Genomic DNA, 12,907 nt, shown 5'->3' on the forward strand with positions numbered 1-12,907 from the left:
GGACACCGCGATGACACACTCCGTCCCCGCCACGAACACCCAACTCGACCAGCTGCTCACCGGGCTCGTGGACCGGGTCGCCGATGTGAACCAGGCCGTCGTGCTCTCCGAGGACGGGCTTGTGGTCAGCAAGTCCACCGGTTTCCTGCGGGAGGACGCCGAGCGGCTGGCGGCGACCGCGTCCGGTCTGATGAGCCTCAGCAAGGGCGTCAGCATGGACTTCCGCGGCGGCCCGGTGCGTCAGGCGCTCATCGAGATGGCCCACACGTATCTGATTCTCACCTCGGCCGGCCCGGGCGCCCATCTCGTCGTGCTGGCCGGGAAGAACGCGGACGTCGGCGTGGTCGCGTACCAGATGAACATGCTGGTGAAGAAGATCGGCGAGCACCTCAGCGCGGCGCCGCGGGCCCATGTCGGTCCCGCCGTCCGCACCAACGGCGGGTGAGGTGAGCGTAGGCGACGAAGCGGGCCGGCTCGTCAGACCGTTCACCCTCACCGGCGGGCGGACCCGGCCCAGCCGCGCCGACTTCACGCTCATCACGACGGTGACCGCGGTCGACCCGCCACCCGAGGCGGCTGCCCGCCCGCAGCCCGAACACGCCCGGATTCTGCGGCTGTGCGCCCGGCCGGTCGCCGTGGCGGAGCTCGCGGCCCACCTCGACCTGCCGGTCAGCGTGGTCGTCATCATGCTCTGCGACCTGCTGGAGGCGGGCCTGATCACCGCCCGTCCGCCTCGTCCCGTCGCCGGCGCCCGGGACTTGGACCTGCTGCAGAAAGTGAGGGACGGCCTTGGCCGGATCTGATCCCACCACTCTCCCCACTCCCACCACTCTCACCACCCCCTCCGCCGGGTCGGCCGCGGCGCCCGACGCGGTGAAGATCCTCATCGCGGGCGGTTTCGGCGTCGGCAAGACCACCATGGTCGGGGCGGTCAGTGAGATCGCGCCGCTGCGCACGGAGGAACCGCTGACCGTAGCGGGGCTGGAGGTCGACGACCTGAAGGGCATCGAGGAGAAACGGTCCACCACCGTGGCCCTCGACTTCGGGCGGATCACCATCGGTGCCGACCTGGTGCTGTACCTCTTCGGTACGCCGGGCCAGCAGCGGTTCTGGTTCATGTGGAACGACCTGGCGATCGGCGCCCTGGGGGCGGTGGTCCTCATCGACGTGCGCAGGCCGGAGTCCAGCTTCGCCGCGATCGACTTCTTCGAGCGCCGGGGCATCCCCTTCGTCGTTGCGGTAAACGGTTTCCACGGGTTGCATCCCTATGCGACGGACGAGATCAGGGATTCCCTGGCACTGCCGCAACACGTCCCGGTCCTGTTGTGCGACGCCCGGGAACGGGAGTCGTGCCGAGACGTCCTGATCGCCCTGATCGACCGCCTGATCGACGACGCCGACGAGGCCGAACTCCGGCCGAGCCCGACGCACTGATTCCGGCCCGCGGACCGGTGACCGCGCCCCCGGAAACGCCGTCAGTGGGCTCCCGCGGCGCGCAGTACGTCAACGGTCTCCGGGTGGGGTCCGGCGCTCGCCCACTTCAGGGGCGTCAATCCGGTGCCGTGGTCCTCGCGGAGGTTGGGGTCGGCGCCGTGAGCCAGCAGGATGCGGACCGTCTCGGTGTGCCCCCAACAGGCCGCCGCACACAGGGGGGTTCCCTCGGCACCGAGTCCAGCGCTCTCGGCGTCGACCGGCGCACCGGCCTCCAGCAGCCTACGAGCCGTGTCGGCGGCGCCATGAACGCTGGCCGCGTACAACGGCGTCGTTCCGTCGGCGTTGGCCACCGCCGGGTCGGCGCCGGCCCGGAGCAGTCGGTCGACCTGAGCCCCCCGCCCCAGCATCGACGCAGCAACCAGTCGCGTCGTCAGTTTCTTCTGCCGTCTCCGGTTCACGGTCGCCGACACTAGTAGGGCTTGGTCAGGTGCGGTCCGTGATGGCGTGTCTTCTTGATCGGTCGTGTCGTTGATCGGGTGTGCTGGGTGGGGAGTTGGCTGCGGTCCGGTGTGATCTGGAGGACTTCGCGGCGGAGATGTTCGAGCAGTTCGCGCGGGCAGATCAGCGACGGTGGGGCGAGGTATATCTGCGGGGCCTGCTGCTGGACGGCGGGCGCAAGTCGGTGGAGCCGATGGCCGCCCGCCTGGGCGAAGACGGGAACCGGCAGGCCCTGGCCCACTTCGTCACTTCCAGCCCGTGGGATGCGGCACATGTTCGGGCCCGTTTGGCCTGGCGTATGCAGCCGGTCATCAAGCCCACCGCGTTGATCATCGATGACACTGGGTTCCTCAAGGACGGTGACGCGTCCGCGTGCGTGACCCGGCAGTACACCGGCACCGCGGGCAAGGTCACCAACTGCCAGGCCGGGGTCTCGCTGCACCTGGCTTCCAGCGGCGCCTCGGCGGCGGTGAACTGGCGTCTGTTCCTGCCCGAGAGCTGGGATCCCGCCTCGCCGAAGGCCGATCCGGTCAAAGTGGTCCGCCGTGACAAGTGCGCCGTCCCTGCGCAGGTGGGCCATGTCGAGAAGTGGCAGCTGGCCCTCGACATGATCGACGAGACGCGCTCCTGGGGCATCGAGGTGCCCCAGGTCATCGCCGACGGCGGCTATGGGGACACCGCCGCCTTCCGGCTCGGCCTGGAAGAACGCGGTCTCGACTACGTGGTGGGCATCTCGACCACGACCACCGCGCAACCCGAGGACGCACAGCCGTGCACCCCGGCCTACTCCGGCCGGGGCCGACAGCCGGTTCCTGCCTACCCTGGTCCGGCGCAGAGGGTGAAGAGCCTGGTCATCGCGGCCGGCAAATCTTCCGCACGGCCAGTGCAGTGGAGGGAGGGATCGCGACCGGGCAGTGGCCGCAGCGGGCACAAGCGCATGTACTCGCGCTTCGTGGCCCTGCGGATCAGGCCCGCCGGCCGCGAGATCCGCAAAGCAACGACCGGTGCCGAACTGCCTCTTCGCTGGCTGCTGGCCGAGTGGCCCGTCACCGAGGACGAGCCCGTGCAGTTCTGGCTCTCCAACCTGCCCGAGACCACCCCGTTGCCCGTCCTCGTGCGCACCGCGAAGCTTCGCTGGCGCATCCAGAACGACTACCGCGAGATGAAACAGGCCCTGGGCCTGGCCCACTTCGAAGGCCGAACCTGGCCCGGCTGGCACCACCACGTCACCCTCGTCTCGGTCGCCCACGCCTTCTGCACCCTGCAGCGACTGAGCCGATCCCCAAAAGAGACGGCGTCGGCCTGAGCCTCTACCGAGTCGTTCGCGAGCTGCAGTTACTCCTCGTGATCTGGACCGGCGCCTGCCCCACCTGTCACCGCGACATGCCGGACCTCGCACCAACATGACCAAGCCCTACTAGTACCTGTCCGTCGGTGGGATCGTCGGATTTTCCATCGGCCGCACACAGAAACAAGGCGGGAAACCGCCAAGCGTGTCCCAGTGATTGACCTGCTCCTCTCGCGCCCCTACCTTCTGACCGACTTGCCGAACTTAGTTCGATATATCGAATGAAGGATCGGTGTCAGTCCGCAGCAAAGGGCACCCCGCATACCCTGGAGCGCACATGACCCCCAACCCGTCCCGCCGCCTCTTCCTCGGCGCGGCCGCCTCCGTCCCCCTGGCCCTCACCATGGGCGTCCCCACCGCCCAAGCGGCCGACTCGGCGTACGTGATGGGCTACTTCACCGAGGCGAACGACCTCGGGGCCGGCACCGACTACGGTCTCCATCTCGCCGTCAGCACCGACGGGTTGCGCTGGATGCCGCTGAACCAGAACAACCCCGTGGTCACACCCACCGAGGGCGCCGGCGGGCTGCGCGACCCGTTCATCCTGCGCAAGCAGGACGGCACCTTCGTGGTGCTCGCCACCGACCTCAAGGGCACCGACTGGAATTACGTCAGCCAGTACGTCCACGTGTGGAACTCGACCGACCTGCGCACCTTCACCGGCTACCACCGGCTGAAGCTGCACGACATGAACACCCACAGCTGGGCGCCGGAGGCGTTCTGGGACGCGAGCCGGGGGCAGTACGCGCTCATCTACTCCGCGGTCAACTCCAGCGGCCACAACGTGATCATGGTGAACTACACGACCGACTTCGTCACGGCCTCAGCCCCCCAGGTCTTCTTCGACCCCGGCTACGACGTGATCGACGGTGACATGGCCGTCGGCGTGAACGGCGTGAACTACCTCTACTTCAAGAAGGACCAGACGCTCGTGGGCGCGCGGTCCACCTCCCTCGATCCGGGGAGCTTCACGGTCTTCAACACGGGGGTCGCACACGGCGGAACCGAGGCACCGACCCTGGTCAAGTCCCTCACGTCCAACACCTGGTGGCTCTGGGGCGACACGTACACCCCCAACGGCGTGTTCTACGCCTGGCAGTCCACCGACCTTTCGGCGGGCACCTGGACCGCGCTGGACCAGAGAACGTACACCCAGCCGCTCAACTCCAAGCACTGCGGCATCACGACGATCACCAGCACCCAGTACGACAACCTGGTCGCCAAGTGGGGCGCGCCCACGTGGAACCGGCTCAAGTCCTACAACTTCCCGGACCGTTACGTCCGCCACTCCAACTACGTCGGCCGCATCGACACGTACCCGTTCGTTCCGTACACCGACTCGCTGTGGAAGCTCGTCCCCGGCCTGGCCGACAGCTCCGGGGTCTCCTTCCAGTCGGTGAACTACCCGACCCGCTACCTGCGGCACTACAACTACCAGCTCCAACTCGACGTCAACGACGGCACGTCGACGTTCGCCGGGGACGCGACGTTCTACCGTACGGCCGGCCTGGCGGACGCCGGATGGTCTTCGTTCCGCTCGTACAACAACCCGACCCGCTACATCCGGCACTCGAACTACGTGCTGCGCATCGACCCGATCTCGACGACCACGGAGAAGCAGGACGCGACGTTCTACGTGGGCTACTGAGTTCCGCTCCCGCTCACAACTCGGCGAGGACCGGCAGCAGTTGGGCCGCCGCCGTCACATCGCCGGTCAGCGGGCGGTCCTCCGTGCCGGCGGGAAGGGCGGCCGCAGCCACTGCGAAGACTTCCGCCGGCGGCATCGAGTGCGGGGACGGGTGCGGGTGCATCCTCAACGCCCGTACCGATGCTACGAGTTCGCAGGCCAGGACGGTGGCGTAGGCGTCCGTGGCGCGCAGGGCCTGACGGGCGGCCTGTCCGGCGAAGCTGGCGGCCTCCTCCAGGCCCCGCGAGAGGACCGCGTGGCCGGCCGAGGCGGGGGTCGTACAGGAACGCAGCTCCGCCAGCGCGGAGTTGGCGGTGTATTCCAGGATCATCGTGCCCGAACTGCTCGCGGGCCCCGCCCCGAGGAACGCGGGCAGGCCGGTGAGCCCGGGGTCGCCGAGCGCGGCCAGGCGGGCGGCGGAGAGCTGCGCGGTCTGCAACAGCGCGAGGTTGGCGGCGTCCAGGGCGAGACCCAGGGGCGCGGCGAAGAAGCCGCCGTGGTGGTAGGCGGCGGCGCCTTCGGGATCCATGAGGGGGTTCTCCGAGGGGCAGTTGACCTCCACCTCCAGAATCTCGCGCAGCCGCTCACAGGCGTCCAGGGCACAGCCGTGCGCCTGGGGGAAGGCGCGGAACCCGAACGGATCCTGGACACGGCCGCCCGGGTGGTGCGCCGGCCGGTCGGGCAGTCCGAGCAGCCGCCGCACCTCACCGGCCGCGCGGGCGGCACCGGCATAGGGCCGTAGGGCGTGCACGGGTGCGGCGTACGCCTCCGGCGATCCGGACACCGCGACGAGGGACAGTGCGGCGACGGCATGCGTGGCCCGCAACAGCGTGTCCAACGCGTTCTGAGCGAGCGCGGCCTGCCCGAGCGCGAGGGCATTGCTGCTGAGCAGCGCCAGGGCATCGCCGGGCTGGAGCGTGACGGGTGCGGGGAGTCCGGTGGAGGTGGTGGCGGGAGCGGACGCAGGGCCGGGAGTGGCGTCGAAGGCCGGGGCGGGCGCGGGGGTCGGAGCTGAGCCGGAAACAGAGGTGGCGACGGCAACCGGAGCGGCCCCGGGAGCAAGGGCAGAGGAAGGGACCGGCCCGCGGACGGAAACAGAAGCAGAGACAGACACGGGCGCGGGGGTGGGCCCGGGGACGGAAACAGGAACAGGAATCGGAACCGGGTCAGGAACCGGGCCGGACGCGGGAGTGGGGGCGGTCGGAGCGCCGAGCCCTGGCAGGAGCCGCGCGGACGCCGCCGGCTCGGGATCCCTCGCCAGGCTGCCGGGGGCCTCGCCGTCCGGCTGAGGATCTCCCGTCGAACCGCCCGGCTCCTCACCCGCCCACGGCCGTTCGCCGATGAGTGTGAGGCCGGTCTGGGCCAGGGCCGTCAGGTCGCCGGTGCCGACTCCGCCGTACTCGTTGACGGCCGGGAGGACGCCGAGCCGTAGAGCGGCGGTGAGGGCGTCGATGAAGTCCGGTTGGATGCCGGAGCCGCCGGCGAGGAGTTGGTTGGCGCGTACCGCGAGCATCGCGCGAACCTGACGGGCCGGGAGCAGGGCGCCCGCCCCTCCGGCATGGCTGCGCAGCAGGCGCAGGCCGTGCGCGGCCTCGTCGGCTTCGTCGACCGGCACCGAGCGCTGGGCGCCGACGCCGGTGCCGCGGCCGTACAGCCGGCCGGTGGCGGCGAGCCGTCGCGCGGTCCGCCTGGAGCGCACGGCCCGTTCGCGCGCCTCGGGGGCCACCGTGGGAACGGCCTCACCGTCGGCGAGCGCGATCAGCTCGCCGACGGTGAGGGTGGTTCCGTTCAGGACGACCCGGGCGTTGTTTGCTGTTGTGTCCAACGATTCAATCGTTCAACGATGCAAGGGTTCAACTGGATGACGAGGGAACGTCAGCCCAGGCCCGCCGACTTCAGCCAGGCCTTGGCGACGTCCAGCGGGTCCTTGCTCTCCAGCTGCACCTGGTAGTCCAGGTCGAGCAGGGTCTTCGTGTCGAGCTTGGCGGAGACGGCGTTGAGCGCGTCGACGCCCTCCTGGGAGAGTCCGCTCTTGTAGACCAGCGGCGTCACGTTCGCGAATCCGAAGAGGTTCTTCGGGTCCTGAAGGACGACGAACTTCTCCTTGGTGATGGTCGGGTCCGTGGTGAAGATGTCCGCGGCCTGCACGGTGTTCTTCTTCAGCGCGGCCTGGGTCAGCGGGCCGCCCGCGTCGAGGGCCTTGAAGGACTTGAACTTCAGCCCGTACACCGACTCCAGACCGAGCATGCCCTGCTGACGGGTCTGGAACTCGGGCGAACCGCCGAGAACCAGGTCGGGCGCGACGTCCTTGAGGTCGGCGAGGGTGGACGCCGCGGTGAGGTTGTACTTCTTCGCGGTGTCCGCGTTGACCGTGACGGAGTCCTTGTCCTCGGCCGGCGACGACTCCAGCAGCGTCAGCTTGGAGTCGAGCTTGGCCTTCGCCGCGGCGTTCACGGTCGCGAGCGAGGTCTGCGGGGCCTTCGCGTCCAGGTAGGCCAGCAGGGAGCCGTTGTACTCCGGCAGGACGGTGATGGAACCGTTCTTGAGCAGGCCGTACGTGGTCTCACGGCTGCCGATGTTGGGCTTGTAGGACACCTTGATGCCCTTGGCCTTCAGGGCCTCGCCGTAGATGTCGGCGATCAGGATGCTCTCGGCGAAGTTGTTGGATCCGACGACCACCGTGTCGCCGGCCGCCTTGTCGCCTGCGAGCGGGTTGTCGGAGGTGTCGTCGGAGGAGGAGCATCCCGCCAGCAGGGCCGTCATGGCGGCGAGGGCGACGGCCGCCGCACCGGGGTGGTTCCTGAGGGACCTGCTGCTGTGGGCGTTGGAAGTCACGGTTCCCGTTCCGAACTGGGGGGTTGATGAAAACTCAAACACTCTGGCCTGATCCAATCCACCGGCTTCTTGATCAGTCAAGAGCAGCTGGGTTACCGATTGGCTTCGATCCGTGATCACTTGCGTACGGATCGGGAGACCTGTCTACCCCTCCCGAGGCCCCGGGAAGGCTGTTGTACACGGCTTCGTAATGGATTCTTGACGTAGAGCCACACGCTCGACCGTTCGAAGAGGCGGTAGTGTCGCCGAAGTTGGCGTCCGCCACAGCAGTCGGCGTCGGCCACAGCGGTGTACGGGGGCCGCTTCCGTATCGTTCACATTCGGACACGGACACCGCGTGCGGTATGACGGCACGCATGCAGCACCCCCCTTGCACGCCTGCAACACCCCCTTGAAGGAGGCCCGGTGTCCACGAAAGAGGTGGACGCGCCCGCCCGGTCGGCATCCTCGGCATCGTCGTCGTCCGTGCGCCGGGGACTGCGGGGCTTCGCCGACCGGTGGCCCTTCCAGCGCAAGTTGAACGTACTCGTCGGTATCCCGCTGACGGTGATCGCCCTGCTGCTGACGTACCTCATCGTCGACCTGGTGCAGGAGTCCAACCGCGCGGAGGACGCCGCACATCTGGTGCGCGACAGCACCCAAGTCGCCCAGCTCGTCGCCGACCTGCAGAACGAGCACCAGCAGGCGATCCTGCTCTCCGTACGGCACGAGGCGTCCTTCGACGGCGGCACGCCCTCCAGCGACGGCTACCGGCAGGCGCAGCTCGCCGTGGACGCGCAGGTGCAGAAGGTGGTCGACGCCTTCGGCGACCGGCTGCCGGACACCGAGGCGCGGGCGCTACGGGAGGTCCAGGGCCTGACCGGCCTGCGGGCCACCATCGAGCAGGGCTATCTGCCCGCCGACAACATCGACCCCGCGTACTCGGGTGCGGCCGACGGCCTCATCGACGGACTGGGACTGGACCGCAACTCCGCCCTCGCGACCACCTTCACCGGCAACCTTCTCGACTCGCTGCTGCGCGCCGACGCCGCACACGGCGCCTACGAGACCGGCGTGTTCTCCGCGCGGACCGGCGACAGCAACGCGCTCATCGAGTTCACCGGCGCGGTCGGCTCCTACCAGCTGTTCACCTACCAGGCCGAGCGGTTCGACCGGTTCGCCAGCCAGGCGCAGTCCGACGAGTTCGGCGGCATCGAGCACAACGCCTCGCAGGCCTCGATCAGCCAGCACTACGCCGAACTGGCCGTGGACCCCAGCGCGTTGCAGGCCGAGTCGCAGGGCGAGATCCGGGCGGCGTTCAAAGCGGCCATCGCGTCCTACCCCGACTACAGCACGCAGGCCAAGACCCGGCTGAAGATCACCTCGTCGCTCATCGACCAGATCGCCGACCGGGCCGACGAGACCTCCTCCAGCGCCCAGTGGCGCGCGGGTCTGCTGCTGAGCCTGGCGCTGATCTGCTTCGCCCTGTGGATCGCCTTCTCGATCCTGGTCCGCCGCTCCGTGGTCCGTCCGGTGCTGGCGCTGACGGGGGCCGCCCAGGAGGTCGCCGACGTCGCGGGCCGCGAGCTCGCCCGGGTCGCCGACGACGACGCCGAGGAGACCGGTTCCCCGCGATTGCGGGAGCTGCCGGTCACCGCGGACGACGAGATCGGTGAACTCGCCGAAGCCTTCAACAACGTGCAGACCACCGCGGCCGCGCTGCTGGAGCGCCAGGTGCTCAGCCGGCGCAATGTCGCCGAGATGTTCGGCAACGTCGGCCGGCGCGTCAGCAACCTGACGACTCGTCAGCTTGCGTTGATCGATGCGGTGGAGCGTGGTGAGACCGACCCCGCGCTGCTGGCACGCCTCTACTCCATCGACCACATCGCCGTCCGTCTGCGCCGCAACGCCGACAGCCTGATGCTGCTGGCCGGCATCCGCGAGACCGTCCTGGACGCCGGTCCGACCGAGCTCACCAACGTCGTACGTGCCGCGCTGGGCCAGATCGAGGGCTTCCAGCGGGTACGGCTGCGGGCGGCGACCGAGACCATGGTGGAGCCCGACATCATCGGCGACCTGACGCTGATGATCGCCGAACTCCTGGAGAACGCCGTGTCGTTCTCCCCCGAGGGCAGCCCCGTCGAGGTGGTGGTCGGCTCCCACGACGACGGCGCGTCCATCACCGTCGCCGACCACGGCCTGGGCATGAGCGCCGAGCGTCTCGCCGAGGAGAACGCCCGCCTGGTACGCCGCGAACGCCTCGACCTCGTCCCGACGAAGGTGCTCGGCCTGTTCGTGGTCGGCGCGCTGGCACGCCGCTGGGACGTCGACGTCACCCTGTCCCGCACTCCGGGCGGCGGTGTGACGGCCGAGGTGCTGATCCCGGCGACCCTCCTCCTGACGATGAGCGAACTGGGTTCGGTGGGGCGGCCCGGCCCCGCGGAAACGCCTGTTTCCCAGGCCTCCGCCGCCCTGGCCACTCCGTCGGCCCCCGCGGCGGGCCCCTCCCCGTCCTCCTCCGTCCCGTCCTGGGCCACCGATGAGGACGACCCGATCACGCTCCCCCGCCGGGTGCCGCGCCGCGACCCGGCCCCCGCCGAGCACGAGCCGGAAACCCCGGCAATCGCTGCCGAAACCCCGCTCACTCCGACGGCCGACACCGGCGCCGCGCCCCGGGAGACAGCCGGGGTCGGAGCAGCGACGCACGAGACGGTCGGAACCGGGGCCGGTGCTTCGGCGCCTGCGTCCGTGACCGGTGTCTCTCATCGAACGGTCGGGGCCGGTGCCGAGCACGGTGTCCCTGGCCGTCCGGCCGAGTCCGGCACGTCCGCGGCCCGCGCCCACACACCCGGACCCGAGGACTCGGCCGACCCCGCGCCGCGCATCCACCCGGCGGAGCCCGGGCTCCACCCCCACCGGACCGGCCCGGGAATCCCGGCGCCCCGCGAGGCGGAGCCGACGTCCCACCCCCGGGCGCAAGCGGAAGGGGCGACCGAGCCCCACGCCCGCACGGCCGACGCCCAGCCTTCCGGCACCGGTGCCGGCACCGGGATCGACGGACCCGCCGTCGGTGCCGACGGCTCCCGTCCCCTGCGGCGGCGGGTGCGCGGCGCCACGCTGCGGACGACCGTCGACGCCGCCGCCCAGCAGGCCGCGCGGCGAGCCGCCCGCCCGGCCGACGCGGACGCCGTGCGCGACGCGCTGGATGAGTTCGAGGCGGCCGTGGCCCGCGCGCACCGCGACACCGGTGGGGACACGGGTGAGTACCCGCGTCCCGTCGAAAACCATCCGGACAGCCGCACCGGCACCGGCACCACCCACGCCGACGCGTCCGCCGTCACCCCCACCGAAGACCCGATCGCTCGCCGGAACGACCGCCGGCACGACCACCGTCCCGACGTATCGCCCGACCGGACCGACCGGACAGAGCCGTCCGACGCGCCCGACCGGACCGAACCGATCACTGACCCGATCAGCGGCCGGGACACCACGCACCACCAGAACCACCTTCCGGAAGGAGCCGAGCAGTGAGCATGTCGACAGGTGAGACTCCCGCCGGAGACGCCAAGCCGACCGATCTGCGGGCCGCCGCAGCCGACTTCACCTGGCTGCTCAACCGTTTCGCCACCGAGACCGCGGGAGTCGTGGACGCCATCGCGGTGTCCTCCGACGGGCTGCTGATCGCCGTGTCGGAGCTGCGCGAGCACGCCGACTCCGAACGGCTGGCGGCGATCGTCTCGGGCATCACCAGCCTGGCCGCGGGCGCCTCCGGCAACTACGGTCTGGGCGGCCTGAACAAGGTCATCATCGATCTGGAGGGCGGCCATGTCCTGGTCTCCGCGATCGGCAGCGGCGCCGTCCTCGGCGTGGTCACCGACAAGGAGGCCAAGCTGGGCAACATCGCCTACGAGATGACGGTGTTCGCCAACCGCGCCGGCACCGCGCTCAATCCGCAGCTCGTCCTGGAACTGAAGAACAGCGTCGGCGCCACGCGTACGCGCTGACGCGCGTGCCACCGTAGAGAAAGCGAACACCGATGGCGGACGGCCGCACACCGCGCGAGGCCGGCGAGGAGGGCGTCGCGCCCGTCGGCCCCGCGCCCGCCGTCCGGCCCTTCCTGGTCACCGCCGGCCGGGTGGCGGGCGCGGGCGAGGCGTCGTCCAGCCGGACGATGCCCGTGGAGACCCAGCTGGTGGCCACCACCGACGGGCTCGACTCGCTCGACCGGCTCTCCTTCGAACAGCACGACATCGTCGCCGCCTGCCGGGTTCCGCAGTCCATCGCGGAAATCGCGGCCCGGCTGCGGCTGCACCTGAACGTGGTGCGGGTCCTCGCCGAGGACCTGCGGGCGGCGGGGCAGCTGTCGGTGCACGTGCCCGACTCCGGCGTCACCCACGACGCATCCGTTCTGCGCAGGGTTATCGATGGCCTGCGGGCCATCCCCGACTCCCGGGGGGTACTCCGTGACACCGACTGAACCGCTGGTCCGCACCTCGGCCGGCCGGGATGCCGTACGGCCCCCGCTGCCGGTGAAACTGGTGATCGCGGGCGGCTTCGGCGTGGGCAAGACCACCGCCGTCGGCTCGATCTCCGAGATCGAGCCGCTGACCACCGAGGCGGCCATCACCGAGGTCGCGGCGGGCGTGGACGACCTCAGCCACACCCCGCGCAAGACCACCACCACGGTCGCGATGGACTTCGGCTGCATCACCATCGACCCGACCCTGAAGCTGTACCTGTTCGGCACGCCCGGACAGGAACGGTTCGGCTTCATGTGGGACGACATCGTGGAGGGCGCGGTCGGCGGGCTGGTCATCGTCGACACCCGCCGTCTCGACGACTGCTACGCCGCCGTCGACTACTTCGAACACAAGCAGATCCCCTTCGCCGTGGCGGTAAACGCTTTCGACGGTCACGTCGCGCACACGCTGGAGGAGGTCCGCTGGGCCCTCGACGTGTCGGACGGCGTCCCGCTGCTGGTCTTCGACGCGCGCGAGCGGGGCTCGGTGCGCGACGCCCTCCTCGTCGTACTGGAACAGGCACTGGCCCGTTCGGAAGGCTGACGGGGGCGGGCGAAAAACTCCGGTGCGCGGGAATGACCTTGCCCCGCACCGGAGTTGTCCGGG

The 12,907-nt window shown here is 70.1% G+C and carries 12 protein-coding genes; 9 read left to right on the plus strand and 3 right to left on the minus strand.

Annotation, left to right across the window (positions count from 1 at the left end; all coding sequences use genetic code 11):
* Positions 1 to 10: 10 nt before the first annotated feature.
* The 3 genes from B5557_RS10540 to B5557_RS10550 are packed head-to-tail and all read left to right on the plus strand — an operon-like array spanning position 11 to position 1,434.
* Positions 11 to 445 carry a roadblock/LC7 domain-containing protein gene (locus B5557_RS10540; RefSeq protein WP_079664699.1) on the plus strand — a complete coding sequence of 145 codons (435 nt, stop codon included), beginning with the start codon at positions 11 to 13 and terminating at the stop codon, positions 443 to 445.
* 1 nt (position 446) lies between these two features.
* Positions 447 to 803 carry a DUF742 domain-containing protein gene (locus B5557_RS10545; protein ID WP_079658875.1) on the plus strand — a complete coding sequence of 119 codons (357 nt, stop codon included), beginning with the start codon at positions 447 to 449 and terminating at the stop codon, positions 801 to 803.
* Positions 790 to 1,434, plus strand: coding sequence for a GTP-binding protein (locus tag B5557_RS10550; RefSeq protein WP_079658876.1), 645 nt, complete (start codon positions 790 to 792; stop codon positions 1,432 to 1,434). Before B5557_RS10545 ends, B5557_RS10550 begins: the two co-directional genes overlap by 14 nt.
* 41 nt (positions 1,435 to 1,475) lie before the next feature.
* On the opposite strand, the gene B5557_RS10555 is transcribed toward B5557_RS10550, so the two are convergent.
* Positions 1,476 to 1,892, minus strand: coding sequence for an ankyrin repeat domain-containing protein (locus tag B5557_RS10555; RefSeq protein WP_079664700.1), 417 nt, complete (start codon positions 1,890 to 1,892; stop codon positions 1,476 to 1,478).
* 80 nt (positions 1,893 to 1,972) lie between these two features.
* Here B5557_RS10555 and B5557_RS10560 point away from each other — a divergent pair, with 80 nt between their 5' ends.
* On the plus strand, positions 1,973 to 3,238 hold the full coding sequence (locus tag B5557_RS10560) for an IS701 family transposase (RefSeq protein ID WP_079658877.1): 1,266 nt from the start codon (positions 1,973 to 1,975) through the stop codon (positions 3,236 to 3,238).
* 319 nt (positions 3,239 to 3,557) lie between these two features.
* On the plus strand, positions 3,558 to 4,928 hold the full coding sequence (locus B5557_RS10570) for a glycoside hydrolase family 43 protein (RefSeq protein WP_079658878.1): 1,371 nt from the start codon (positions 3,558 to 3,560) through the stop codon (positions 4,926 to 4,928).
* Positions 4,929 to 4,941: 13 nt separating this feature from the next.
* Here the strand turns inward: B5557_RS10570 and B5557_RS10575 are convergent, their stop codons facing one another.
* Positions 4,942 to 6,792, minus strand: coding sequence for an aromatic amino acid lyase (locus B5557_RS10575; protein WP_079658879.1), 1,851 nt, complete (start codon positions 6,790 to 6,792; stop codon positions 4,942 to 4,944).
* A gap of 50 nt (positions 6,793 to 6,842) precedes the next feature.
* Positions 6,843 to 7,802 (minus strand): ABC transporter substrate-binding protein, encoded by a 960-nt coding sequence (locus B5557_RS10580; RefSeq protein ID WP_079658880.1) that lies wholly within the window; start codon positions 7,800 to 7,802, stop codon positions 6,843 to 6,845.
* Between the two features lie 405 nt (positions 7,803 to 8,207).
* Here B5557_RS10580 and B5557_RS10585 point away from each other — a divergent pair, with 405 nt between their 5' ends.
* The 4 genes from B5557_RS10585 to B5557_RS10600 are packed head-to-tail and all read left to right on the plus strand — an operon-like array spanning position 8,208 to position 12,844.
* Positions 8,208 to 11,312: a HAMP domain-containing sensor histidine kinase gene (locus B5557_RS10585; protein ID WP_173877661.1), complete on the plus strand. Its 3,105-nt coding sequence runs from the start codon at positions 8,208 to 8,210 to the stop codon at positions 11,310 to 11,312.
* On the plus strand, positions 11,309 to 11,785 hold the full coding sequence (locus B5557_RS10590; protein ID WP_079658881.1) for a roadblock/LC7 domain-containing protein: 477 nt from the start codon (positions 11,309 to 11,311) through the stop codon (positions 11,783 to 11,785). Before B5557_RS10585 ends, B5557_RS10590 begins: the two co-directional genes overlap by 4 nt.
* A gap of 32 nt (positions 11,786 to 11,817) precedes the next feature.
* Positions 11,818 to 12,258, plus strand: coding sequence for a DUF742 domain-containing protein (locus B5557_RS10595; RefSeq protein ID WP_079658882.1), 441 nt, complete (start codon positions 11,818 to 11,820; stop codon positions 12,256 to 12,258).
* On the plus strand, positions 12,245 to 12,844 hold the full coding sequence (locus B5557_RS10600) for a GTP-binding protein (protein ID WP_079658883.1): 600 nt from the start codon (positions 12,245 to 12,247) through the stop codon (positions 12,842 to 12,844). The genes B5557_RS10595 and B5557_RS10600 overlap by 14 nt, the downstream gene beginning before the upstream one ends.
* Positions 12,845 to 12,907: the final 63 nt, after the last annotated feature.

It is taken from the genome of Streptomyces sp. 3214.6, assembly GCF_900129855.1.
Taxonomy (GTDB): domain Bacteria; phylum Actinomycetota; class Actinomycetes; order Streptomycetales; family Streptomycetaceae; genus Streptomyces; species Streptomyces soliscabiei.